This window comes from Variovorax sp. LjRoot175, assembly GCF_964253805.1.
GTDB lineage: Bacteria > Pseudomonadota > Gammaproteobacteria > Burkholderiales > Burkholderiaceae_C > Variovorax.
The window spans coordinates 1,393,505-1,415,552 of the sequence record NZ_CAXURY020000002.1 but is presented as its reverse complement, the minus strand read 5'-3'; the positions used below and the strand labels follow the sequence as shown (position 1 = coordinate 1,415,552).

Here is a 22,048-nt window from a genome sequence, read left to right as displayed (position 1 = left end):
TGGGTCGTTCCCGACCTCAGAGCGACCGCGGTCGCGCGCCTAGGCTATTGGAGGCGTTGAGTCATTGGAGGGAGCTGATGCAGTTGCGGCGGCAGCGCCGCGAAACATGCAGTGGCGCTCTTACGACTTTATTCATTCATAGGACAACACTCAAAGCCGAAAGGGGCTGCTTTACTACGAGTTTTGTCCACCGTCACGACAGTCCACGAAGAGACGCGTCCCATCTGAGAACTCGACTTCCAGCATCAGGAAGCTGCCCAACAAGTCGGCGCAAAGCCGGCGTGATCTGCTTTTCTCTGTGAACGACCCAATGACATTGGCGGGTGATGGCAGGCAGGGTCGTCGCGAGTTTGCGCAGGTATCCGGCCCGAACCAGATCGTCCACCACCCAGCGTGACAGGCAGGCCACGCCGAGCCCGGCGGCCGCGGCATGCTTGATGGCCTCGGAGCTGCCCAGCTCGATGCTGCGACGGTAGGAGCGCAGGTGGGGCAGCAGCGCCTGGTCGGTCGCCTCGCGCGTTCCAGAGCCCGGCTCGCGCAGCAACCAGACCACGTCGCGCAAGGCCTTCACGGGCCACCGCTCCGCCGGATCGCTGCGGCGTGCTTTCGCCGGCGCCGCCACCACGACCATCTCGTCGCGCAGCCAGGGGTGCACCTCCAGAGACGGCTCGTGGCAGGCGCCCTCAATCAGGCCGATGTCGAGGTCAAAGGCCGCGACACGGGCGCAGATGTCGCCTGTATTGCCGATGGCGACACTCGAGCGCCAGTCCGCCGCGGCGTGCTGGTGGCCGTCCAGAAATCCTGCCAGCAGGGCCGGCAGCACATGGTTGCCGATCGTCGTGCTGGCACCGATGCGCAGCGCCTGCAATTGCGCACTGCCATCACGCGCCATGCGCTCGACGCCGCTGGCGCCATGCAGCAGCGCCTGGGCGCGCGGCAGCAGCGCACGGCCGTTGTCGTTGAGCAGCAGCCGCTTGCCGGTGCGGTCGAACAGGCGCAAGGACAGCAGCCGTTCGAGCTCGTTGACCGCTGCGCTGGTGGCCGACTGCGACAGCGCGATCGCGGTGCTCGCAGCCGTCGTGCTGCCGCTCTGCGCGACGGCGACGAAGATCTGAAGCTGCCGCAGCGTCAGGCGGAGCACATCCATAAGGTTCTCCCGTTTATAGCGACTCAACAGGTACATCTTACGCAGACAACCCGTTGGACGGGTCGAACGAGGCGATCCAGACTGCGCTTCATTGCCACATCGAACGGATCCGCCATGACAACCGCTGTCCAGACCACCACTGTCGGGCGCACGTCGCCGAAGCCGCCTTCTCGCGGTGGTGACACCTGGCCCCGCCTGCTGCCCGGCCTGGCACTCAGCGCTGCGCTGGCTGCTGCCGGCATGGCGCTGGGCCGCATCGCCTGGTTGCAGGACCATGGCTTCAGCGCGCTGACGCTGGCCATCGTGCTGGGCATGCTGGTCGGCAACACTGTCTACCCGCGCTTCGCGGCGGCCAGCGACGCGGGCGTGAATTTCTCGAAGCAGAACCTGCTCCGTCTGGGCGTGGTGCTCTACGGCCTGCGCCTGACGGTGCAGGACATCGGCCATGTCGGCATCGCCGGCGTCGCGATCGATGCGCTGGTCCTGAGCTCGACCTTCGCGCTCGCCTGCTGGATCGGCACCCGTTGGCTGGGCATGGATCGCAAGACCGCGATGCTGATCGGCGCCGGCAGCTCGATCTGCGGCGCCGCGGCAGTGATGGCGGCTGAGCCGGTGGTCAAGGCACGTGCCGAGCAGGTCGCGGTCGCCGTTGCCACCGTGGTGGTGTTCGGCACGCTGGCGATCTTCCTGTACCCGCTGCTGTTCGAGCTGAACCAGCACTTGCGGCTGATCCCGGGCGGCGCCAACGGCTTCGGCATCTACGCCGGCTCGACCATCCACGAGGTGGCCCAGGTGGCGGCTGCGGCGCGCTCCGTGGGGCCGGACGCGGCCGACACCGCCGTGATCGCGAAGATGGTGCGGGTGATGATGCTCGCACCCTTCCTGGTGATGCTGTCGGCCTGGCTGTCGCGCGATGCGATGCGGCACGCAGCTCCCGAGCCGGGGCAAGCCGGCGGCAAAGGCAAGCTCGCCGTGCCCTGGTTCGCGTTTGGCTTCGTCGGCGTGGTGCTGTTCAACTCGCTGCGCTGGCTGCCCACCTCGGTCGTCGCTGCCACGACCGAACTCGACACCGCGCTGCTGGCGATGGCGATGGCCGCACTCGGCCTGGCCACGCACCTGGGTGCCATCCGCAAGGCCGGTGCAAAGCCGCTGCTGCTGGCGTTGATCCTGTTTGCCTGGCTGGTCGCCGGCGGCGCGCTGATCAACCGCTGGGTGCCGGCACTGCTGGGGTGAGGCGTCGAATTTGCGTCCCGATGGAATAAACCACGCCGATTCGCCCTCTACCGCAGCAAGCCTGCCCGATTCTCTTCATCACTTCCCGGAGCCCAGTTGCGACCCGCAGTCCCACCCGTCGCCCCATGGCTATCCGAAGCATCTTTACGAATTTATTGTCAGCATGTTGTAGCCGAAGAGCCTGAGGCGCCTTTAGTGTCGCAAACCCGTGGTGGGCGGACAAATGCTGTCGCAATCACGTCTGACCCGCGTCACCAAAGCCGGGTAAGTCCTTGCCGCGTTTTGCGAGCCAGTTGAAGGATCGGTGTCGCATGACATGCGACACAGTAGTTGAGCGATGCGACACTATTCCTTTGACAGTTCCCGCATCCTGAAATAGGCCAACGGACGGCCCGGCGGGACGGAGAGACTCGTGATGTCTTCGACGACGGACACCTCATTGGGCTCAACCGCCGCAACCGGAATGGTCAGGACCGGACCGGCCGTTCGGCTCAGGGTGCTGAAACCGTTCAAAACGCCCAAGGCATGGGCATGCTGTCACCAAGAATGCTGAGCATTGTTCGGCCGCCATCATCCTTGGCCCACTCGGCGTCATGCCATTGGCGAAGGGCAACAGGGGCCGCGCGGGTTCTTTCACACGTCTTGCCGCCAAGGCCGGAAGTGTCCAGCTTTTGATCGAGCAACTTCAACAAGCCATGACCTCCTTTCCGACGCCGCCGCAGGCCGCCCATGTCGATGACGCCGAGTTCGCAGGGCGCGGCCGCGCCGCGGGAATAGAAATTCAGACCGCACGGCTGATCCTGCTCGACCCGGATCGATTCGCCGCGGCACCCGCGCTGCAGGGCTTGGCCGATCACGTAAGCGCAGCGCATGGAGAATTTCCCGCAGGCCGAGCAGTTCGAGGCCTGTGAAGACGCCCGGCCGGTGGGGGTTGAAGGGGAGCGCGCGGGAGGACGTTCAACTCTAACCGACGCGGGGCGCGCGTGTATGACATCGGCTCGAGGCGCCGCCTCAATTCGCTCTCGGCATCACACGCCCTGCTGTCCCTGAGACGCCCGGGGCGTCGCCAGAGTGAGCGCTGGCTATCTGGCAGCGCCGAATGGATTTCCACACGCGATAGTTTTTTCGATTACTGCGAATATTGCGTCTACTGCGTTTAGGCCTCATCATCACCCCACGGTCCCTTAAGAGGCTGGAAGCCGTGTTGAAGCAACTGCAAGGAGAAAGCGAAATGACGAGCGAAGTGCTGGAACCTGCCACGCAAGCCGAGGCGGAAATGGCGGCGGCTGCGCATCAGTGCCTGGTGATGGCGTTGGATCATTCCAAGGCTGACCATATCGATGTCACCCTTGACCTCGACGATGCGACTCAAGCGGCGCCAGTCCTGAAGCTGCCGCCGCGGGCGCTGCACCTGCTCGCGCATGTGCTGCGCACCATGGCCGCGCGCCAGCCGCTGATGCTGGTGCCGCAGCAGGCGGAGTTGACCACGCAGGAGGCGGCCGCGATTCTGAACGTCTCGCGCCCGTTCGTGATCAAGGAGATTGAGGAGGGGAGGCTGAAGCACCGGAAGGTGGGCCGCCATCGGCGCATCGCGTTCGAGGATCTGCTGGCCTACCAGGCGGCGTCGCGCGAGAAGTCTCGCGCCGCGCTCGACGAGCTGGCGCGCGTATCCCAAGAGGCAGGATTCGAGTTCTAGGCGATGGCGGGCTCCGCGCGGTTCACCGCGATCCTCGACGCGTGCGTGCTGTACCCGCAACTCGTACGAGACGTGCTGATGCGGCTCACGTTCGCCGGCCTCTATCACGCGCGCTGGAGCGCCACCATCGAAGAAGAGTGGACGCGCAACCTGCTTGAGAAGCGGCCCGAGCAGGCGCGAGCCATCGAACGGACCGTCAGCCTCATGCGCGATGCGGTGCCGGACTGCCTGGTCGTCGGGTACGAAAAGCTGGTCGCCTGGCTCGACTGCCGGATCCAGACGATCGCCATGTTCTGGCCGCGGCCATCGCGGGGCACGCAGATGCCATCGTGACGTACAACCTGAAGGATTTCCCCGCCGAAGTGCTGGCGATCCACCACATCGAGGCACAGCATCCAGACGAATTCATCATGAACCAGCTCGAACTGCACGACCTGACGGCGCTTGGCGCCATCAAGGAGATGCGAGCGGCGAGTTGGACAAATCCAGCGCGCTCCCCTGAGGAGTTGGTCAAGGCGCTCGAGCTGCGCGGCTTGCCGCAGACGGCGGCCTACCTCGCGAAAGCCTCCAAGCTCATCTGACAAAAAGCAACTTCCCGCTCCAACGCCATCGCGCCGCCGCGGGGGAACCTTGTACCAACACTCGGCATGTCCGCAGACTTCCCAATCGTTGATCGCAATCATCGGATCAGCACAGCTTCCAAGCATCTGGTCGATCTCTGCCACCCTTCGACTTGGGAGAACGATTCGAGGGAGGGACCGAACGACTACGGATTCGACCTTGAGGTGCAAGTCGCGCCTGCAGGCCAGGTGCGTTTTACGTTTCGCGCACAACTCAAGGGGACCGAATCACCAACAATCTCCGCTGATGGCAGCACGCTGAGCATCGCCCTCAAACGCAGAACGCTCAACCTGTATGCTCAATCGCAAGACGATGTGATGCTGGTCGTTGCTGTGGTCGTGTCGCGCCGAACGGCAAAGCAGACGCAACGCAGAGCAAGGTCTATTGGACTTGGATAGCCGACGAACTGAAACGGCTGCGTGGATCCGAGTTCGCGGTCGATGTGGCAAGCGAGCGGGAAGAGGTCACCCTCAGGGTTCCTGTTACACAGGGCCTCACCCCTGAAACGGATGTCACTCCATACCTTTGGCAGCGCCGTCAGGAGCGCGAGACGGCACAGAGCCTGGCCGATCTGGTTCGCCTGGCCATTCCATCCGCAGACAGCTCGACAGATCCGTTGAAGCTCGAAGTCCGGCAGACAGTGCATTGCGGGGCCAAAGCTATTTGCCGGGTCGTCGTGCCGCTCGGTCCAGACATGCGGCACGGAATTCTGTTTGTGGGAAGCTTGCCTTGTGTCCGCAATTCCGACTTCGTTCTATTTGACGGGCGTTCGCCTTCGCGGACTCACCGGGCAGATAGGAGCAGGGGCAGGGGCAGGGGCTGCTCAGTTTCACTCCCACGCCTGACCTCCAACTGTCCAGCTTTTAATCGGCTCACTTCAACGCCATGGATCGCCCGCTCCGAGGACAGCCGCAGCTCTCCCACTCGATGCCGGTGAGCTCGAGCGTCTCGTCGGGGTTTTGCTCTCGAACCGATCTTGGCGAGCGGGAAGCCTTCGGCATCGTGCAAGCGCCGGAAGTAGAGCGCGCCGGCGCACCTGCGGGCCAGCCAGGTGGAATTGTGAGCGCTCGGACACAGGTGACGGCGCTGTTCGCCTGAGCGCCAGATCGAGCGCATAGCTACCAGTTGGCGGCTCCGGTCCGTGGCACAGCTGGACGTCGGGCAGCTGGCCGCGCTAAACTGTACAGGTTAGCTATTTTCATTGGGATTGAACCATGATTACTGTCACGTCCGTTGATGCGCAAAACAGATTCGGACAGCTTCTTGACAAGGCACAGCGTGAGCCAATCATCATCACGCGCCATGGGCGACCAGCTGCATACATGATCTCCCCTCAAGACATGAAAGAGCTTCAGGAGGCGCGAGCGCGCGGTGACACCCAACAGAAGGCTCAACGCGACTGGGCAACAGCCAGCGCGGAAGCCTGGAACGAATTCGACAACAAGTTCGGTTCGTTCGCTGACGAACACTCGACGCTCTAACCCGCCCATGGCGCAATTCGACGTCCATCGCAACAAGGGCAGCCAGAAGGACAGCATTCCTTACGTCGTGGTCATCCAGTCCGCGCGATTCGATGCCTATCGTCGCCGCGTTGTAGTCCCGCTGGTTCTCCGCCAGAACGCCCCGGGCGGCGCGTCCATATCCGGGTCTCGAATGAACCCGATCTTCAGTGTCGGTGGCGTCGAGGTGGTACTCAATCCACTTCAAACCGTCTCTGTGGCCCTTGACCAGCTGGGTGCTGTCGTCGAATCGCTCGCGGATCACGGGCAACAGATCACCGATGCCATGGACGAATTGACAACCCGCGCCTGGGGCTAGAAGGAGAAATTCTTGTCGTCGTCGCGCTTCCCAACTCAAAGTGCCGTGACAGATGCCACGTCATAATTACTAATTATGTAGATAATGGTCGTGCCGGATGCCACAGCGTTCGGGGGTGCCTTGCGCCCGTCCAAGATTCACTCGGTTCACTTCAAGAGGACATGACTGCCGTTCCAACGCCATCTCAACTGGCCCAGCTCGAAGATGCCGAGCTTGACGAGTTGGCGCACGCCTGGCGGGCTCGCGCTGCGCGTGGTGAGTCTGGCGCGTTCGGAGTCGCCCACGTGCTCGAAGTCGAAAGGCGAGGGCGCATTCGCGCGAGCCAGATGATCACCCTGCGTGCCCCGCTGGTTCCGACCCCCAGGCGACCCTGGTGGAAGTTCTGGCAATCCGACTCAAGCGATGGACCGATGACTCCGACATGAAGAAGCCTCGGCGCGATGCCATAGCCGACATTGCGTTGTGCGCGTCAACTCAGGGTCTGAGCGATTGTGTCGCAATGGGGTTGTAGCTTGCGTCCGGAAGGCGAGCGCACTGACCTTCGCTGAGCGGGAAGCTCGGGCTACTACCATCGATGCGGCTTTTTGGAAGGCCCAAGCGGTTCCACGCCAACACAAGGGATGCCGCTTTACGGCGCATCCATCGGCTTCAAAGTATGGAGAGGTTGATAAATCAAATTGAATCACTATGATTCATTTATGACTCAACCCGCTACTACCCCTTCGACAAAGGTGATGACGGCTCATGTACCTACCGAGCTCGCCGACCAGGTCGACCACTTCGCTGCGAAGCTCGATCGCTCGCGCGCGTGGGTCATCAAGCAGGCCCTCACCGCATGGGTTGAGCAGGAAGCCGAGCGAATGCGGCTCACGCTGGAAGGGCTCGAAGATGTGAAGGCCGGCCGCACCGTCGACCATGCCTCCGTCCACGCTTGGGCCCAGAGCCTCGGTACTGACAAGCCGCTGCCGGTGCCGCGCTGATGGAGATCCGTTGGACCTCCAAGGCTCTGTCTGACCTCGCGTGCCTCTACGAATTCCTCGAGCCAGTCGATACGACAGCTGCAGCTCGGACGGTACAGATGTTGACTGCCGCTCCGGTGACCCTGCAGGCCAACCCCCGCATTGGACGCCGAGTGGAGGCCCCCGAGCCTCATGAGGTTCGGCGACTTCTCGTGGGTGCCTACGAACTGCGCTACGAGATCGACGGCAGCACGATCTTCATCGTGCGCATGTTTCACACTCGCGAGGATCGCTGATCATGGCGCGTACAAGCACAACGCGCCGCTGGCTCCTGCTCCGGTTGAACGCAAGGGGCGCTGCCGTCTTGTCGGTCCAGGACGCCGCGGCCTACCGGACCTCCTCGCCGATCCGCCATCGACCTGATGCGGCTACCCATGCGCCGTTTCAACGTGCCTGCGGGTGTGGGTCTGGATCTGCCGGTACTGCTGTGGCGAGAGCTGCAGGCTGCGTATAAACGCGCGGCGCATGGCCTCCGAGGAGGCGAAGCCGCATCGGGAGGCGATCGTCTTGACCGAGAGATGGCTGCCCCCAAGCAGCCGACACGCGGCGTCCACGCGGATTTGCTGCACGACTGCCGCAGGCGTCGAGCCGGTCGCGCCGCGGTAGAACCGCGCGAAGGTGCGCTCGGACATCGCGAGGTGCTCGGCGAGCTGCGTCACGCTATAGGACCTGCGCAGGTTCATCGAGATCCACAGATGCAGCTCGCCAATGCGTGGATCGCGCTGCACCTCGGTGGCGCTCTCGCCCCTGCGGCTGCCAAAGGCCAAAGCCGTAGGAGCGTTGGAAGGGAGCGGCCATGCGGCTCGAGATCGCCGTCGCGATCACGCCTCCGAGGTCGGCGGCCACGAGGCTCATCGCGAGGTCGACGCCACGTGTCACGCTCACCGCGCTCCAGTGCACGGGAGCAGTTGCGGTGCGTGCCGATGCCATGGCGCGGGCAGCGTGGGATGCCTCCTGGACGAGCGTGCGGGCGTCCTGCCCGATCGTCGCGCCGCTGCCGATATGCGGGGCCATGCGGGCGAGCCAGGATTCGACCACCGCCCGGCCCGCATCGGAGTGTCCGGTCGTGCGCAGCCACGGGCCTGCCGCCACGATGAGCATGGCGATGCTGCCCTGGATGCGCGCCGGCAGCGGCTCCGCGGCGAGCGCGACGCCGCTGGAGGCCAGCACGGCACCTGCCTCGGCGCCGATCACGAGCACGCGGTAGAACGGCTTCTTCCTGAGCTCGCCGAGCACGGCATTGGCGATCTCCAGAACCGAGATCGCACCCGTCACGTCGACCACGGGAAAGCCGGGCAGCAGCAGAAACCAGGCACGTTGCATGCTCGAGAGCGCTTGTTCCGATGTGCGAACCCGCGCCGTGAGCGCGCGCGGCACGCGCGCGCACTTTAGCGACTTGTGACACGCGCATGACTTCGACCAACGGAGGGGGGCGTTGGCGGGATTTGGGGGCAGTTTGTCTCCCCGCGAGGGGCAGCCACTTCTAGACTTGCCTTCTGGCTGCTGGAGGAAGTGCTCGAGCCTTCAGGCAGCGGGGGGTGCCTTGCCCCCGACCGGGATGTGAGTGCCTCGCGTCCCGTACTTCGAGAGAGGCCATCTTCGATGGCACTGTGGGCCCATGACGTATTGCGGCGGCTCACGGGCGCACGCAGCCCGGAGGACGCGTTCGCGCAGATCGCGCTCGGCGCACGCGAGCTCGGCTTCGAGTACTGTGCCTATGGCCTGCGCCTTCCGCTGTCGTTCACCAATCCGAAAACGCTGATCCTCTCGAGTTACGAGCGCGGCTGGCGCGAGCGCTACCTCGAGGCGGGTTACCTGCGCACAGACCCCACCGTCGCGCACGGTACGCGCAGTGCGCAGCCGGTGGTGTGGAGCAACAAGCTTTTCGAGCGAGCACCGCAGATGTGGGAGGAGGCGCGCTCCTTCGGCCTGCGTGTGGGCTGGGCCCAATCCTGTTTCGATGCCGATGGCCGCATGGGCATGCTCACGCTTGCGCGTTCGAACGAGCGGTTCTTGACGTTGATCAGCAATGCGGCAGGGCGACTGGTGCGGTCCCGTCCGACCGTGAGGTCGGCCTGGCCGACCAGGAACCAGTCGTTGGCTGGCAGTCGGAATCGCGCCGGAACACGCGCGTCTCACCGGCCGCGTCGGTCACGGCAATCTCGCCGGTCTGCATGCGCCGCGGCACCAATTGCTGGAACACGAAGCGGCGTTGCCGTCCACCGGCGCGACGAAGCGAGCGCTAGCACCGACTCGACGGCGCAGCCGCTGGCCGTCACGTAGCAGCAAAGGGCCAGCGGGGACCAACCACAAGGCAGGTCCAATGATCTCCGCCCGGGGGCGGGCGCCCTTCGACCCACGCCGTCACGAACGCGTTCTTTTGCCGAGATTGACGATTGATGATAGTATGTCGGCAAGATCGGAAGCCAAAGGAGCCCGCCATGCCCAACGAAGCGATGCACTTTCAAATGCCTGCCGGGCCGGCCGGCGGGCTGCGTGTGCCGGTCAACATGCCGGACGATACCGATCCGGCAGCGGTGTCGTCGGTGGTCGAAGCTATCGAGAAGGCGCTGGTGGTGTTGATGCACGCCGGCCAGGGTCAGGTGATCGTGCGTGCCGACCATTTGGCGGAGATCGCCACAGGCCTGCTGGAGCCGAGCACCGAACTGCTCGAGGACCGCGTGCATCGGATGCGGACGCTGCGGCAGGTGTTCGCCGAGGGCGACTGGTTGACCGCCGAGCAGTTGAACGTGCTGCAGGCAGCGGCGCCCAAGAGCAAGTCGCAGCCGGCGAGCGACTGGAAGCGGCGTGGGCGTATCTACGGCGTGAGCCACGGCGGGAGGGAGTACTTCGCCCGCTACCAGTTCGATGCGATGTACGAGCCCCTGCCTGTCATCCGCGAGATCTTGAAAGCCTTCGGAGAAGTCGCCGACCCGTGGGTGTTGGCGGCGTGGTTCCACTACCCGAATGCCTGGATCGTCGGAGCCGACGGCACGCCGGTCGCGCCAAAGGAGGCGCTGGACCGGCATGACGCCGTGCTCCATGCGGCGCAGCGGCGGCGCACTAGCTACGTCGCATGAGCGGCGGTCCGCCGCACGGCGCGGCCTGCGACCTTCCCGACCCCGGCGCGGCCGAGGACTTCGAGGTCCGGGAAGTAACGCACGAGGAGGTGCCCGTTTGGTACCACGTGTACTGCACGCGCAGCCATCCCAGCACCACGGCACAGACGTTCGCCGAAGGCTGGGGCGACACCCGCTTTGCGCCCATTGACCAGGCGGATGACACGCCGGTGCACACCTACTATGTTGCGAGCAGCCCGGAAGCCGCTTACATGGAGTCCGTGCTGCACGACGTCTCACTCTCGCCGCCCGGCTTGTTCGAGGTGGCCTCGCTGGCGCATTTCCACTTGGTCAAGCTGAAGCTGCCGCCGGTGCTGCGGTATGTCAGCTTCCATACGCCGTATCTGCCGAGGCTGCAGGAGATCTCGCGGGCGCAGTTGATCGACAGTCTGCCGGGGTGCTATCCGCAGACCAGGCGCTGGTCCCAGGCGGCTTACCTGCAGCGACCGGCGGCCCAGGCGATCGGCTACGGCTCGAAGCGCCACGATGCGGCCCGCTGTCTGATGCTGTTCGGGCAACGCCTTCCCGAGCCGCCGTTCGAGGTGCTGAATGAAGAACCCTTGGCCGTCGGGGCGCGGCGCGCGGAGTTGCTGGCGCTGGTGCGGTCCCTGAAGCTGCACGAAGTGTGAGCCGGAGATCGGGCGGCGCGCACGCGCCGGCCACCGGGCACCGCGCGGCACCTTGTCCGGCGCGGCGAGCGGCATCAGCTGTGCGCGGGCCGGTCGGCTGCTGGGGTCACTTCTAGACTTCTCTTGTGGCTGCTGGAGGAAGTGCTCGAGCCTTCAGGCAGCGGGGGGTGCCTTGCCCCCGACCGGGATGTGAGTGCCTCGCGTCCCGTACTTCGAGAGAGGCCATCTTCGATGGCACTGTGGGCCCATGACGTATTGCGGCGGCTCACGGGCGCACGCAGCCCGGAGGACGCGTTCGCGCAGATCGCGCTCGGCGCACGCGAGCTCGGCTTCGAGTACTGTGCCTATGGCCTGCGCCTTCCGCTGTCGTTCACCAATCCGAAAACGCTGATCCTCTCGAGTTACGAGCGCGGCTGGCGCGAGCGCTACCTCGAGGCGGGTTACCTGCGCACAGACCCCACCGTCGCGCACGGTACGCGCAGTGCGCAGCCGGTGGTGTGGAGCAACAAGCTTTTCGAGCGAGCACCGCAGATGTGGGAGGAGGCGCGCTCCTTCGGCCTGCGTGTGGGCTGGGCCCAATCCTGTTTCGATGCCGATGGCCGCATGGGCATGCTCACGCTTGCGCGTTCGAACGAGCGGTTAACGCGCAAAGAGCTTCTCGCGCACGATCCTATGATGCGCTGGCTCGCGAACAACGCGCATTTGACACTCGCCGGCCATCTTGGCGGCGCCCAGGCGGCGATCCACGAGCCGTTCACGCGTCGGCAGGTCGAGGTTCTCCGATGGACGGCCGACGGCAAGCCTGCGCTGACGCGTTTCGTCGCGATCAGGCGGCGATGCGCTCGGCTGGACGCTATCGACGGCCGGTGAGAGGTGTCCCAAAACCTTCGCACACCCCACCGCGACCCGTCGTAGGTCTCGCGAGCTGTTGCCCGGCATTCGATGGATTCAGGCCTTGATGTGCTTGGCAACCACGCGGCCATGGGCGCGCTGAGGTGCCTTCTTTGCGGAATGGACAGCTGCGCGCTGCACGGCCTCAAATGCGTTGTTTGCCGCCTCGACTGCGCTACGCATGACGGCAACCGCACGGGCACTGGCAACGCGCGCGGCGGGCGCCTTGAAATTCGGATCGACTGCCTTGAGTGCTTCCGGCATCTTTGCGGCGATCGTTATCAGCGTCTTCGCTGCGCCCGTGGGCTCGCGACGGCCCTGTTCCCACTGCTGCAAGGTGCGCACAGAGACACCGAGCAGTTCGGCAAACGCGGCTTGCGACAGGCCCGCATTTTCGCGAGCTGCCACGACAGGGGTGTACACCTTGCGCGCCTTCCCGGCGCCCATCTCGCGCGCCGATTGAACGAGCAAGGCTTCGAAGTCCTGGCCGGCTTCAAAGGCAGCCAGCTCGGCATCACTCAGAGGCGTTTTCTGCGGCATCACGCAACTCCTTCAACGTTTCGCCGGAGATCGAATCAAGGTTCGCTTTGGCGTAGATCAACAACAGAACGACTTCGCCGGCCTTCTTGCGGTTGAAGTAGACAATCCGCACGCCGCCACTCTTGCCCGATCCAGCCCGGCTCCATCGCACCTTCCGCACACCTCCCGATCCCTTTACCGGGTCTCCATCGTCTGGGTTCGCTGCGATGTAGGCTGCGAACTCGCCGCGCTCTTCCTCCGTCCAATAGTTCGGCCAAAGCTTCTGGAACGTCGGCGTTTCAACGACCGTCAGGATGTTCGAAGTGTACGCCAATGGCGTAGTTCCTGCCGATATACTCAGGCGGCGACGCGCTCGCCTGGCGTGACCGAGGCGGATGCCGGCGCGCGCCAGGTCGGATCGACCTGGAGGAGGCAGGCGATGAGCATCTCGCCGTCGAATTCCATCGGGGGTCCGGCGCGTTGTGCGCGCAGGCCGGCGGCGCGCAGGATGCGTTCGACCGCCGGGGGCGAAACGCTGATCAGCTGGGTCGCGCCGCAGCGGGCCGCCAGGCCCATGGCCGCCTCCAGGACCTGCAGCGCGAGCGGGGAGGCGAGCGAACGGTGGAAGTCCCGTTTCGCCGACTCGAGATCCACCGCCGCGAAGCGCGAGAGCTCCCACATCTGCGGTGAATGCGGAAACCGCGCGCCGCCCAACAGATCGGGGAACACTTCCTTGAGCAGGTAGGGGCCCTCGGTCGGCAGCAGTCGGGTCGTGCCGACGATCCTGCGCTGGGTGTCCAGCGCCACCACGTACCGCGTATCGCGCCGGTCGAACTCGTCGAGTTCAATGCGCTGTCGCGCAGGAAGCTTCCAGCCCAGACCTTGCACGAAGACGCGATGGCGGTAGTGCGCCAGATCGAACAGCATGCCTGGCGGGAGAACATCGGCGGTGCCCGTGATGAATTCCATGTGCGACCCTTCTTGTCCGAAGTGATCGCATTACAGCGAGGCAGCGGGCAGGGCGGCACTACCAGATTTGGCAGGGGCTGATCACATGATCGTCCTGCCTGACACCACGAATGCGCTGCCGCTCACCACAGGCTGACAGGATCGCGAGCGCTCCTGGATGCACCCCGGAATGGTCGAGGGCGGGGAACGCAAGCTGCGCCCTTCGCACGTGCATCGCTTCACGCATGACCAGGCCCAAGTCACTCGAAAAGCCGATCAGCATGCGCACCCTGAAAGCGCCTTGAGGGACTGCCGCGATGACCGCAGCTGACGCGAAGACGCAGCAAGAATCGTCGCGCGCGTGCCGCGACACGCCTGCAGCGCAGCAGCGCGCCGCCGACGCTCGACAACGATCTTGCACACCAAGCAATTGCGACGAGCCATGGCTTCACCCGCTCGTGGGCAAGTCGGGCCTGTGCGGCGCTGAGCCAGTGTGGAGGCTTTTTGCGCACCAAGCAGGAGTTGATTCGGCGCGTTGTCGAAGAAAGACTTGGCTTCCGATTTCCAACTTCTCTTGCCATGTCCTTCCTCCTTTTTCGATCATTTGCGGCGCGCCTGTTGTGCGTTTTCGGCGCGCTCGCCTGCGCCGGCGTCGCCTCCGCGCAATCGTCCGGTGCGAGTCGCACCGATCCCAGCCCACCGGGCACCTCGAACACCCAGCCGGCGGATCTGAACTGGCCGACGCGACCGCTGCGCCTCATCGTCGGCTTTGGCGGCGGTTCGTCGCCGGACTTCGTTGCACGCGCCCTGGCCATCCCCATGGCGAGGGCGCTGGGCCAGCCGGTGGTCGTCGAGAACCATCCGGGCGCCAGCGGCAACATCGCGGCGGACATCGTCGCGAAGTCCACCGACAAACACACAGTGGGCATCCTCATCAACGGCAACATGACGATCGCCAAGGTCCTCAATCCGGCGACCCCATACGATCCGCAAAAGGACCTGGTGCCGCTCAGCATCATCTGCACGGCACCCCTGGTGCTCGCCACCACGCCGGAGGTCTCGAAGGCCGACGCCCGCGGCTTCCTCGACACCGCGCGCGCTGCCGGCAGCACCTGGAGCTATGGGACGCCCGGCATCGGCACGATCGGCCACCTCGGCATGGAGCTCCTCAAGGCCCGCACCGGGATCGGCGCCGTGCACGTGCCCTATCAGGGCAATCCGCAGGTCATCACCGGCCTGGCCAGCGCCCAGTTGCAACTGGCGCTCCTTCCGCCGGGCCTCGCCGAAGTGCAGGTCAAGGCCGGAAAGCTCCGCGCGATCGGCGTGACCTCGGCGCGCCGCTCCGCACTCGTGCCCGACTACCCGAGCTTGCAGGAAGCAGGACTCAAGGATTTCGAGCTCGAGATCTGGACTGCTGCGGCAGCCCCCGCCAGCCTGCCCGCCCCGATCGTCCAGCGCCTGACCCAGGTCCTCTCGGAAGTCATCCGCTCCCCCGAGGTGCGGCAGAAACTCTTCCAGCATGGCTACGAGGCAGCCGGCATATCGGGCGAGGCGCTGGTCCGTCGGGTGAGGGCGGACACGGCAGCGCTCACCCAGATCATCGCGAGCCAGGGCATCAAGCTCGAGTAGGGAGGCGCAGCATGAACCCGGAACAGCCGCGCCCGGACGGGCGCCAGAAAACCACAGCCGCGGCCAATGACGCAACCTCGGCCCCGCAGAGCGGAGGCGCAGCCCCTGCCAGCAGCTACGAGGAAGCCCAACAAATCCTGCAGTCGCTGCGCGACGAGCTCGACGGCCTGGACAGGACGCTGCTCGAGACCCTGCGGCAAAGGCTTGACTGCTGCTGCCGGATCGGCCTGCACAAGCGCGACCATGCCATCCCGATGATGCAGCCGCACCGCATCGGGGTGGTGCAGGAACGAGCGGCTGCCTTCGCGGCCGAGCACGGCATGAGCCCGGTGTTCTTGCGTGCGCTCTACGAGCTGATCATCACGGAGACCTGCCGCCTGGAGGATGAGATCATCGGCGTGCCCGCGACGCCGGCATGAAGCCGCTCACCTTCCGTTCAACCGAGAGCCGGTCGAGGCATTGCCGGCAGCTCGCGAAGGCCGCGCCCCTTGCCAAGCCGGCCATCGAGGTCGACCATCTCTCAAAAGCCATGCTCTACCGCTAAAGCAAGCACATGCTCATTTTCTCGACGCTAGGCCGCGAGGGCAGCAACCACCACTTCGTTCTTCAGCAGTACCTCGCCGCGCATGGCCTGTCGCATACCACTCACATCGTGCTGTTCGACGACTTCCACGCCGGAGCTTGCGCGCTGATTGCCGGCAAGGCGGACTACCTGCTTCAATGCGCCGTTCATCCCACAGCCGCCGAGATCACAGGCACCTATCGCACGGCAATGGTGGTGGTCGACGCCTTCATCTCCCCCAGCCGTCCCATGGCGCTGGTACGCGCCGTGGGAAGCGGGAAGGGCGCCGGCAAGGTCGGCGTGCAGCCCGCTACGCAGAGCTATGCCGACCTTTCCGCCTGGCCGACCGTCGTCCACGAGCCTACGGTGCTCGCGGTCCAGGCAAGCCTAGCTGAAGGACGCTACGAAGCGGGCATCGTTTTCGCGTCCTTCGCCGAGGCACATGCTGAGCGCTTTGAGGTGATCGAGCCCATCGGCAGCATCTGCGACGCATGGATCGTCTACGGACGCGAAGCCGTCGACGAGGGCAGGGCGGTTGTCTGGAAGGACAGCCCGGTCGCACGCCAGTATCGGGAACGAATCGGACGATCGTCGAGTCTCGGCGGCAGCTGAAGCCTCCCGGACGATCTCGCCGAAATCACGCTCGGCGCTTGTACCAAGATCATCTGCGGGCGCGCTGTCGTGCGTCGCACAAGTACCGCTCGCTCACACGAGCGATACCTCCAGCGAGCGTGCGTCCGACGCAGTTCTGCACCTAGCTCCAGCGCCACGCTAGGTCCCTAGCGGAGGCGGCGTTTGGCTCCAGTGGAGGGCTTATCGGAGCGACGACGGTTCTGGCGACGAATCGGCGCAGTCGGATCAGCCCATTGCGGCATGAGATTCTTCTTAATGGGCGTCATCAGTTCCGATAGCGAGATATCGAGCACGTAGCAGATGACAGACAGTGTCATCAACGACGGATTAGCCACTCCTCGCTCAATGCGACTGACAAGTGTGCGATCAACTTCGGCCTTGTCAGCCATTTCCTCCTGGGACAACTGCCTTGAGATTCGCAGAGCCTTGAGGTGCTTGCCGAGCGCCAACGAGACGGGGTTCGAGCTGCGCTCTTTCTCTGTAACGCTGGCTGGCGTGATCGGTCGGGGAACGGCGCCATTTGGAATGATGGATCGGCGCGGTGATGTACTCATTGGCGCCGAATCTGCTTGGCTGCGGCATCTATTGCCACGCAATACATGCTTCGAAGCTTATAATCCTCAAAGAGTAAATTTCACTCCCTCTGCATGTCCGCCGCTGGCCAGCACCGGGAAAGGCATCGTGACAATGGCTTCACCGTTTCCGACCGGAAAAGCTGTAAAGCTGCCCGCCTCGATCGCGCGGACGCTGGCTCTCCGGCCGACAACCCCACCATCGCATAGGCCTGCTGCATGCGAGGTCGGCGCTCAGGTACGCGCTCTGCGACTCGCGGCGGGGGTCCCGGGTAGCAAGGTTGCAGCCACTTCCGGCATTTCTGCATCCATGCTGTCTCGCATCGAGCGGGGCTTGGTGTCTCCCTCGGTTGATACCCTCTATCGCATAGCGCGTGGACTGAACGTTCCGATCTCGCGGTTCTTTGGCGACCAGCCAGGCCGAACCGACTTTTCCCATGTGCCCGCTGGCAGGGGAGTGCAGGTCGACCGCGTCGGAGTCGTTGCGGACTACCGCTATGAACTGATTGGCCACATCCTTTCGGGAAACCTCTTCGTCGAACCCTACCTTGTGACCCTTCTGCCTGGCGCCAAGCCCTATGTCACGTTCCAGCACCCGGGTCATAAGTTCTTGTACCTGTTGTCGGGCGAAGTGAGCTATCGGTACGGAACAAAGGTCGTCCAACTCAAAGTGGGAGATTCGCTTCTGTTCGACGCCACGGCATTGCATGGGATCGAGGCCGTAGAGGTGCAGCCTGTGTCATACCTATCCGTCGTGTTTACGCTGCGCGGATAGTCACCCTGAAAAGACTCCACGGGCCTGAACGTGGACAATCCGCGGAATCTGGCGAAGAGCGTAACTGTGGATCGCTAACCTTCGAGGAAGCGAGCTGTCTTGGATCGTTCGAATAGAAGACGCTTCTTACGCGGAGATTCTTGAGTTTCTTGTTCGAATAGAACCCGATTCGCATAGGGCCGGCGCCGGTTAACAAAAGTTGTGGCACTTCCGCCATACGAGCGGAGGGCCTCTGTACAAATGAAAGTCGGTTGGGAATCTCCTTGACAATTGCTTCTATGCACGCGTGCCGCAAGTCGTGGTCTCTACGCCGAGTTGGGTTCTCTCCCAGAGGTTGAGGTGGTCCGTAAACTCGATTTACACCCTTGCAGAAGATCTTTCGTGGAGGTTGGCTGTTTGTTCAAGACCAAAATAGTCGTAAACGCCCTAATACAGTCGTAAACGGGCGAATATAGTCATAAACGGCGCCGCACAGTTTGGTTCTAGGTCGCGGGGGGATCGGCGCCTCCTGCGCCTCTGCGGCTTCTAAGGAGGAGCTGCTCGAGTTCTTTCGATGTGTACGGATTCAAAATAGAACCTGATTTCGAGGAGTCCGGGACCTGATGTTCAGGCCCCTTCAATACCTGATTTCTCTTTGGGAAAAAGGGTCGCGTCCCATTCCGTGGTGTAGGTCCACAGCCCGGAGAAGGCTGAGCTGCACGGTACTCAGCGTGCCACTGCGGACAGCCGAGTGGGCGCAGTATCGCTCAGGGTCTGCAAGCCCTCCAACTGCATGTAGCGCCGGTTGAGGGACCACTCGTCGTTCTGCTCGAGCATCATGGCGCCGACGAGCCGCGTGATCGAGGCGTCGTTGGGGAAGATGCCCACGACGTTCGTGCGTCGCTTGATCTCGGCGTTCAGCCGTTCCAAGGGGTTGGTGCTGTAGATCTGGGTCCAGTGCGCCCGTGGGAATGTCATGAAGGCCAGCACGTCGTTCTCCGCGTCGTCCATCAGCGAGCCGAGCTTGGGGAACTTGTCTCGGAGCTGATCGGCCACCGACCGCCATTGCGCGCGCGCTGCATCGGCCGAGTCCTGCACGAACACCGTGCCGATGGCGGCCGAGACCATGCGCCGCTGCGTCTTGCCGGCATGCGCCAGAGCGTTGCGCATGAAGTGCACCCGGCAACGCTGCCAGGTGGCCTTCAGCACCTTCGCGGCGGCCGCCTTGATGCCCTCGTGGCTGTCGCTGATCACGAGCTTCACACCGCGAAGACCTCGACGGTTCAGGCTGCGCAGGAACTCGGTCCAGAAGGGCTCGGCCTCCGAGGCACCGACCTTCAAGCCCAGCACCTCGCGCTGACCGTCGGTGTTCACGCCCACGGCCACTATCACCGCCACGCTCACGATGCGCCCGGCCTCGCGGGTCTTGACGTAAGTGGCATCGATCCACAGGTAGGGCCAGTCGCCCTCGATCTGACGCCCCAGGAAGGCGTTAACGCGCTCATCGAGTTCGCCGCACAGGCGGCTGACCTGGCTCTTGGAGACGCCGCTCATGCCGAGCGACTTGACCAGGTCGTCCACCGAGCGGGTGGAGATGCCTTGCACGTAGGCTTCCTGGATGACGGCCGTGAGCGCCTTCTCGGCGGTGCGCCGGGGCTCCAGGAATTCGGGGAAGTAGCTGCCCTGGCGCAGCTTGGGGATCTTCAGCTCGACGCTGCCCGCGCGCGTGTCCCAGGTGCGCTCGCGGTAGCCGTTGCGGCTGTTGAGCCGTTCGGCGGGATTCTTCTCGTCATAGGCGGCGCCGCAGCGGCCGTCGACATCGAGCTCCATCAGGCGCTGGGCCATGAACTGCACCATCTGGCGCAGGACGTCGACGTCGGCTCCCTTCTCGGCGAGCTCGGCTAATGCCATAGTGGCGGTGGTCATTGTGATTTCCTTTATGGACAGGTTTGGTGGGTCGCACCCCAAACTTATCCGGACTTCACGATGGCCACCCCCGAAGGGAGCGGTCGCTGCGCGGCAAGCCGCTTCGGGCTACGCCCTACGCGCCTTGCCGCGCAGCGAGTGAAAGAAGACTTACACCACTTCCCGGGACATCAACGGAAAAAGGGCTTGCCCATGCAGACTCTGAAATTGCGCCGCATAGCGCGGCCCCCCTCCTCCGCGCGTCTGAACTTCTGTGACCAAATGTCTCGGGCGGAGGCGGTCTGGAAGGGAACGCATGCGCAACCAAACCGAGTGCAGGGGGTGCCACGGAGCCGCATCAAAAGCGTTGAGCTATACCGGTCACCGAGGTCCCCGCGCAGCGCCCGGCGGCAGGACTTGAGCTGCGAGAGAGCTTTCGCCGCCAACAAGCGCGCCCGAAGTCTCATGGCCCCACTTCTCGAACTCGACGACCTCTCACGCCTCCTTGCCCGCAGCCCCAGTGCAATCAAGCACGCCCTTCGCCACAACCCCGACGACGTCCCGCCGTGCCTGCAACTCCCTGGAACCAAGTTGCTTCGCTGGCGTCAAGAAGACGCTGATGCTTGGCTGGCAGTTCGCGAACGCCAGCGAAGCGGAAGCGAGGTTAGTCGGGCACCTGAAGTCCAAATGTGAGGCCTTCCTCTGCCAGCGCGGCCTCAAGTTGGGCCAAGGCCGCAAGGTCTAGTTGCGCCGCACGCATGACATCTAGCGCGTCAAGGCGAACCAAGCCGCCGATGGTCGTAATGTGGTTTACCTCAAGCGCATGAAGGATGCGAGAGTCCACACTGTCCAACTCGGTCACGTGTGCTCTCAGGAGGCGGTCCGATTGCACGGGCCTTCTGGGACGTTGCAGCTTCCTCATGCTCTGGATGCGACCGGCAACGACATAGAGCACCTTCTCGTCCTCGTACAACGGGTCGAGTTCACTCGGGCTCAGGAGTCTGCCACTCTGGAGCATCAATTCTCCAGAGAACCAGTCAGCGCGTACGGGCGCTTCGCACGTTGGGAAGACGCCGCGAATGCCTGCTTCCGCCGCACCGTCCGCCCAGCCGCTTAGGGAGACGAGAAAGAGCCGGTCGACCACAACAGTCCACACTGCGGTGTATCCGCGATGGTTTGCGGTGCTGAGCGCCATGAACTCTGGCAGGTCGCGGTACGACTCTAGCGGTTCAGGGGAAATGAAATGCTCGCTGCCTTGGTAGAAGATGATGTCTCGTGCTTGTTGCGTCATTCTGAGATGTCTTGGGAATTGATGTGGCGATTCAGCGCCCGCCGTTGCCGCGAGAGCGGCGAAGCACCTCGTATGCTTCGTTAGCACGTACCGCATCCTCCTCGCGCATGAGCGCAACCGGGCTTTCCAGTTGCCTTGCGGCTTGTAGTGGCTCCTCGACCTGGGCTCGAACCAGGGACCTACGGATTAACAGTCCGTCAGTCAAAACGTTGGTTGCGCCAAGTGACCAGCGATGAAAACCCCCTCGCTCTTCGCGGCTCAAGGCTTCCGCCGTCGACGAACGGAGGTATCGGCCTTCGCAGCTGACTTGCTGACCAGGGTCTCGGCCAACATCCGCCGCGTCTTCTCGTGCGAGGCTTTTTCCTCGTCGATCCGGCTCACGAGCGCTTCTGTCTGGGTTCGCGCCTGCGCCAGATCGATGCCTTGTGCGGCCAGTTGCTCGCGCAGCCCGGCCTCGGTCTGCCGCGCTGCTTCGCGAGCCTGGTGGAGCTTCTCCAGCTCTGCCTCCAGTCGCTTGGCCGCCGCTTCTTCGCTCTTGGCCCGCCGCTGCTGCTCCCGGGCCAGCTCGGATTCCAGCGCCTTGGCCGTTTGCCTGGCCCGATCGACCTCCGCCAGCATCCGGCGCTCCTGGCCGGCGTGTCGATCTTCGGCCTGGCGCAGGTCCTGGTCGCGCGCGGCCATCGCCTCGGCGTGCTCCCGACGCATGCGTTCCTGGGTTTCGCCGGCCTGGGAGAGCAGGGTGGTCAGCCGCTTGATGTCGTCGTCCAGGCCCGTGCGCACCCGGTGCGCCTCGAGGGCGTGCTCCTTAAGTTGGCGCTCCAGCGCCTCGCGAGCCTGCTGTGACGAAGCCAGCGCGGCGTCTAGGCTCACCCGCGCCTGGGCGAACGCGTCCTCGCGCTGCGCGAGCGCTGCCTGCGCCTCGGCCAGCCCGTTCTCGCGTTCTTGGAGCTCCGAGCGCACCGATTCCAGCTCGCCGCGCTGAACCTCCTCGGCCTCCCGCCGCGCCGTCTCCCAGAGCAATCGAGCGGCATTGCGCACGCCCATCGGGGGTGAGCATCCCAT

General features: G+C 64.2%; 30 protein-coding genes and 1 tRNA gene. 18 read left to right on the top strand and 13 right to left on the bottom strand.

Annotated features, from left to right (window positions below):
• Positions 1 to 193: 193 nt before the first annotated feature.
• A complete protein-coding gene (locus ACSQ89_RS37235; RefSeq protein WP_436297149.1) occupies positions 194 to 1,183 on the bottom strand; it encodes a LysR family transcriptional regulator in 990 nt (329 codons plus the stop codon).
• Between the two features lie 78 nt (positions 1,184 to 1,261).
• Between ACSQ89_RS37235 and ACSQ89_RS37230 the strand changes: the two genes are divergently transcribed.
• Complete coding sequence (locus tag ACSQ89_RS37230) at positions 1,262 to 2,380, top strand: YeiH family putative sulfate export transporter (RefSeq protein WP_436297148.1); 1,119 nt, start codon at positions 1,262 to 1,264, stop codon at positions 2,378 to 2,380.
• Between the two features lie 509 nt (positions 2,381 to 2,889).
• Here the strand turns inward: ACSQ89_RS37230 and ACSQ89_RS37225 are convergent.
• Entirely contained in the window at positions 2,890 to 3,252 is a 363-nt protein-coding gene (locus ACSQ89_RS37225; protein ID WP_436297147.1) for a hypothetical protein, read from the bottom strand.
• Between the two features lie 332 nt (positions 3,253 to 3,584).
• Between ACSQ89_RS37225 and ACSQ89_RS37220 the strand changes: the two genes are divergently transcribed.
• The 8 genes from ACSQ89_RS37220 (at position 3,585) to ACSQ89_RS37185 (ending at position 7,770) form a co-directional block, all read left to right on the top strand.
• A complete protein-coding gene (locus ACSQ89_RS37220) occupies positions 3,585 to 4,076 on the top strand; it encodes a helix-turn-helix domain-containing protein (RefSeq protein WP_244504125.1) in 492 nt (163 codons plus the stop codon).
• A gap of 3 nt (positions 4,077 to 4,079) precedes the next feature.
• Positions 4,080 to 4,409, top strand: a complete 330-nt coding sequence (locus ACSQ89_RS37215) for a hypothetical protein (RefSeq protein WP_436297146.1) — start codon at positions 4,080 to 4,082, stop codon at positions 4,407 to 4,409.
• The gene (locus ACSQ89_RS37210) at positions 4,301 to 4,657 is read left to right on the top strand and encodes a PIN domain-containing protein (protein WP_436297288.1); all 357 of its coding nucleotides are present in this window, start codon (positions 4,301 to 4,303) and stop codon (positions 4,655 to 4,657) included. The genes ACSQ89_RS37215 and ACSQ89_RS37210 overlap by 109 nt, the downstream gene beginning before the upstream one ends.
• A gap of 66 nt (positions 4,658 to 4,723) precedes the next feature.
• A complete protein-coding gene (locus tag ACSQ89_RS37205; RefSeq protein ID WP_436297145.1) occupies positions 4,724 to 5,095 on the top strand; it encodes a DUF4365 domain-containing protein in 372 nt (123 codons plus the stop codon).
• Positions 5,096 to 5,911: 816 nt separating this feature from the next.
• Positions 5,912 to 6,178, top strand: coding sequence for a type II toxin-antitoxin system Phd/YefM family antitoxin (locus tag ACSQ89_RS37200; RefSeq protein ID WP_093111842.1), 267 nt, complete (start codon positions 5,912 to 5,914; stop codon positions 6,176 to 6,178).
• 7 nt (positions 6,179 to 6,185) lie between these two features.
• Positions 6,186 to 6,515 carry a CcdB family protein gene (locus tag ACSQ89_RS37195; protein WP_436297144.1) on the top strand — a complete coding sequence of 110 codons (330 nt, stop codon included), beginning with the start codon at positions 6,186 to 6,188 and terminating at the stop codon, positions 6,513 to 6,515.
• A 734-nt stretch (positions 6,516 to 7,249) separates the two neighbouring features.
• Complete coding sequence (locus tag ACSQ89_RS37190; protein WP_436297143.1) at positions 7,250 to 7,495, top strand: CopG family ribbon-helix-helix protein; 246 nt, start codon at positions 7,250 to 7,252, stop codon at positions 7,493 to 7,495.
• Complete coding sequence (locus ACSQ89_RS37185; RefSeq protein ID WP_436297142.1) at positions 7,495 to 7,770, top strand: type II toxin-antitoxin system RelE/ParE family toxin; 276 nt, start codon at positions 7,495 to 7,497, stop codon at positions 7,768 to 7,770. Before ACSQ89_RS37190 ends, ACSQ89_RS37185 begins: the two co-directional genes overlap by 1 nt.
• Before the next feature lie 132 nt (positions 7,771 to 7,902).
• Here ACSQ89_RS37185 and ACSQ89_RS37180 read toward each other — a convergent pair whose 3' ends face one another.
• Together ACSQ89_RS37180 and ACSQ89_RS37175 are read right to left on the bottom strand one after the other, a co-directional pair.
• Positions 7,903 to 8,193 (bottom strand): helix-turn-helix domain-containing protein, encoded by a 291-nt coding sequence (locus tag ACSQ89_RS37180; RefSeq protein ID WP_436297141.1) that lies wholly within the window; start codon positions 8,191 to 8,193, stop codon positions 7,903 to 7,905.
• Position 8,194: 1 nt separating this feature from the next.
• Positions 8,195 to 8,857, bottom strand: a complete 663-nt coding sequence (locus ACSQ89_RS37175) for a hypothetical protein (RefSeq protein ID WP_436297140.1) — start codon at positions 8,855 to 8,857, stop codon at positions 8,195 to 8,197.
• A gap of 279 nt (positions 8,858 to 9,136) precedes the next feature.
• On the opposite strand from ACSQ89_RS37175, the gene ACSQ89_RS37170 reads away from it, so the two are divergent.
• From ACSQ89_RS37170 to ACSQ89_RS37155, 4 genes are all read left to right on the top strand, one after another.
• Positions 9,137 to 9,817 carry an autoinducer binding domain-containing protein gene (locus ACSQ89_RS37170; protein WP_436297139.1) on the top strand — a complete coding sequence of 227 codons (681 nt, stop codon included), beginning with the start codon at positions 9,137 to 9,139 and terminating at the stop codon, positions 9,815 to 9,817.
• 158 nt (positions 9,818 to 9,975) lie between these two features.
• Positions 9,976 to 10,614 carry a hypothetical protein gene (locus ACSQ89_RS37165; protein ID WP_436297138.1) on the top strand — a complete coding sequence of 213 codons (639 nt, stop codon included), beginning with the start codon at positions 9,976 to 9,978 and terminating at the stop codon, positions 10,612 to 10,614.
• Complete coding sequence (locus tag ACSQ89_RS37160; RefSeq protein ID WP_436297137.1) at positions 10,611 to 11,282, top strand: RES family NAD+ phosphorylase; 672 nt, start codon at positions 10,611 to 10,613, stop codon at positions 11,280 to 11,282. The genes ACSQ89_RS37165 and ACSQ89_RS37160 overlap by 4 nt, the downstream gene beginning before the upstream one ends.
• A 231-nt stretch (positions 11,283 to 11,513) precedes the next feature.
• Positions 11,514 to 12,152, top strand: coding sequence for an autoinducer binding domain-containing protein (locus ACSQ89_RS37155; protein ID WP_436297136.1), 639 nt, complete (start codon positions 11,514 to 11,516; stop codon positions 12,150 to 12,152).
• Positions 12,153 to 12,230: 78 nt separating this feature from the next.
• Here ACSQ89_RS37155 and ACSQ89_RS37150 read toward each other — a convergent pair whose 3' ends face one another.
• From ACSQ89_RS37150 to ACSQ89_RS37135, 4 genes are read right to left on the bottom strand one after another with little or no spacing between them, the layout of a single operon-like run.
• Positions 12,231 to 12,713: a helix-turn-helix domain-containing protein gene (locus ACSQ89_RS37150; protein ID WP_436297135.1), complete on the bottom strand. Its 483-nt coding sequence runs from the start codon at positions 12,711 to 12,713 to the stop codon at positions 12,231 to 12,233.
• The gene (locus ACSQ89_RS37145) at positions 12,688 to 13,026 is read right to left on the bottom strand and encodes a transcriptional regulator (RefSeq protein ID WP_436297134.1); all 339 of its coding nucleotides are present in this window, start codon (positions 13,024 to 13,026) and stop codon (positions 12,688 to 12,690) included. The genes ACSQ89_RS37150 and ACSQ89_RS37145 overlap by 26 nt, the downstream gene beginning before the upstream one ends.
• A 23-nt stretch (positions 13,027 to 13,049) precedes the next feature.
• Positions 13,050 to 13,661: an acyl-homoserine-lactone synthase gene (locus ACSQ89_RS37140; RefSeq protein ID WP_436297133.1), complete on the bottom strand. Its 612-nt coding sequence runs from the start codon at positions 13,659 to 13,661 to the stop codon at positions 13,050 to 13,052.
• A 58-nt stretch (positions 13,662 to 13,719) separates the two neighbouring features.
• A complete protein-coding gene (locus tag ACSQ89_RS37135; protein ID WP_436297132.1) occupies positions 13,720 to 13,923 on the bottom strand; it encodes a hypothetical protein in 204 nt (67 codons plus the stop codon).
• A 296-nt stretch (positions 13,924 to 14,219) separates the two neighbouring features.
• On the opposite strand from ACSQ89_RS37135, the gene ACSQ89_RS37130 reads away from it, so the two are divergent.
• The 4 genes from ACSQ89_RS37130 to ACSQ89_RS37115 are packed head-to-tail and all read left to right on the top strand — an operon-like array spanning position 14,220 to position 16,443.
• Positions 14,220 to 15,269 carry a Bug family tripartite tricarboxylate transporter substrate binding protein gene (locus tag ACSQ89_RS37130; RefSeq protein WP_436297131.1) on the top strand — a complete coding sequence of 350 codons (1,050 nt, stop codon included), beginning with the start codon at positions 14,220 to 14,222 and terminating at the stop codon, positions 15,267 to 15,269.
• Positions 15,270 to 15,280: 11 nt separating this feature from the next.
• Positions 15,281 to 15,688: a chorismate mutase family protein gene (locus ACSQ89_RS37125; protein ID WP_436297130.1), complete on the top strand. Its 408-nt coding sequence runs from the start codon at positions 15,281 to 15,283 to the stop codon at positions 15,686 to 15,688.
• Positions 15,685 to 15,813 (top strand): hypothetical protein, encoded by a 129-nt coding sequence (locus tag ACSQ89_RS37120; protein ID WP_436297129.1) that lies wholly within the window; start codon positions 15,685 to 15,687, stop codon positions 15,811 to 15,813. The genes ACSQ89_RS37125 and ACSQ89_RS37120 overlap by 4 nt, the downstream gene beginning before the upstream one ends.
• 9 nt (positions 15,814 to 15,822) lie before the next feature.
• Positions 15,823 to 16,443, top strand: coding sequence for a hypothetical protein (locus ACSQ89_RS37115; RefSeq protein WP_436297128.1), 621 nt, complete (start codon positions 15,823 to 15,825; stop codon positions 16,441 to 16,443).
• A 167-nt stretch (positions 16,444 to 16,610) separates the two neighbouring features.
• Here ACSQ89_RS37115 and ACSQ89_RS37110 read toward each other — a convergent pair whose 3' ends face one another.
• Positions 16,611 to 17,018, bottom strand: coding sequence for a helix-turn-helix domain-containing protein (locus tag ACSQ89_RS37110; RefSeq protein ID WP_436297127.1), 408 nt, complete (start codon positions 17,016 to 17,018; stop codon positions 16,611 to 16,613).
• Positions 17,019 to 17,211: 193 nt separating this feature from the next.
• Between ACSQ89_RS37110 and ACSQ89_RS37105 the strand changes: the two genes are divergently transcribed.
• The gene (locus tag ACSQ89_RS37105) at positions 17,212 to 17,811 is read left to right on the top strand and encodes a helix-turn-helix domain-containing protein (protein ID WP_436297287.1); all 600 of its coding nucleotides are present in this window, start codon (positions 17,212 to 17,214) and stop codon (positions 17,809 to 17,811) included.
• Between the two features lie 705 nt (positions 17,812 to 18,516).
• On the opposite strand, the gene ACSQ89_RS37100 is transcribed toward ACSQ89_RS37105, so the two are convergent.
• From ACSQ89_RS37100 to ACSQ89_RS37085, 4 genes are all read right to left on the bottom strand, one after another.
• Positions 18,517 to 19,716, bottom strand: a complete 1,200-nt coding sequence (locus ACSQ89_RS37100; RefSeq protein WP_436297126.1) for an IS256 family transposase — start codon at positions 19,714 to 19,716, stop codon at positions 18,517 to 18,519.
• A gap of 643 nt (positions 19,717 to 20,359) precedes the next feature.
• Positions 20,360 to 20,986, bottom strand: a complete 627-nt coding sequence (locus ACSQ89_RS37095; RefSeq protein ID WP_436297125.1) for a hypothetical protein — start codon at positions 20,984 to 20,986, stop codon at positions 20,360 to 20,362.
• Between the two features lie 148 nt (positions 20,987 to 21,134).
• A tRNA-Asn gene (locus ACSQ89_RS37090) sits at positions 21,135 to 21,222 on the bottom strand.
• Between the two features lie 22 nt (positions 21,223 to 21,244).
• Positions 21,245 to 22,030 carry a hypothetical protein gene (locus ACSQ89_RS37085; protein ID WP_436297124.1) on the bottom strand — a complete coding sequence of 262 codons (786 nt, stop codon included), beginning with the start codon at positions 22,028 to 22,030 and terminating at the stop codon, positions 21,245 to 21,247.
• Between the last annotated feature and the right edge of the window lie 18 nt (positions 22,031 to 22,048).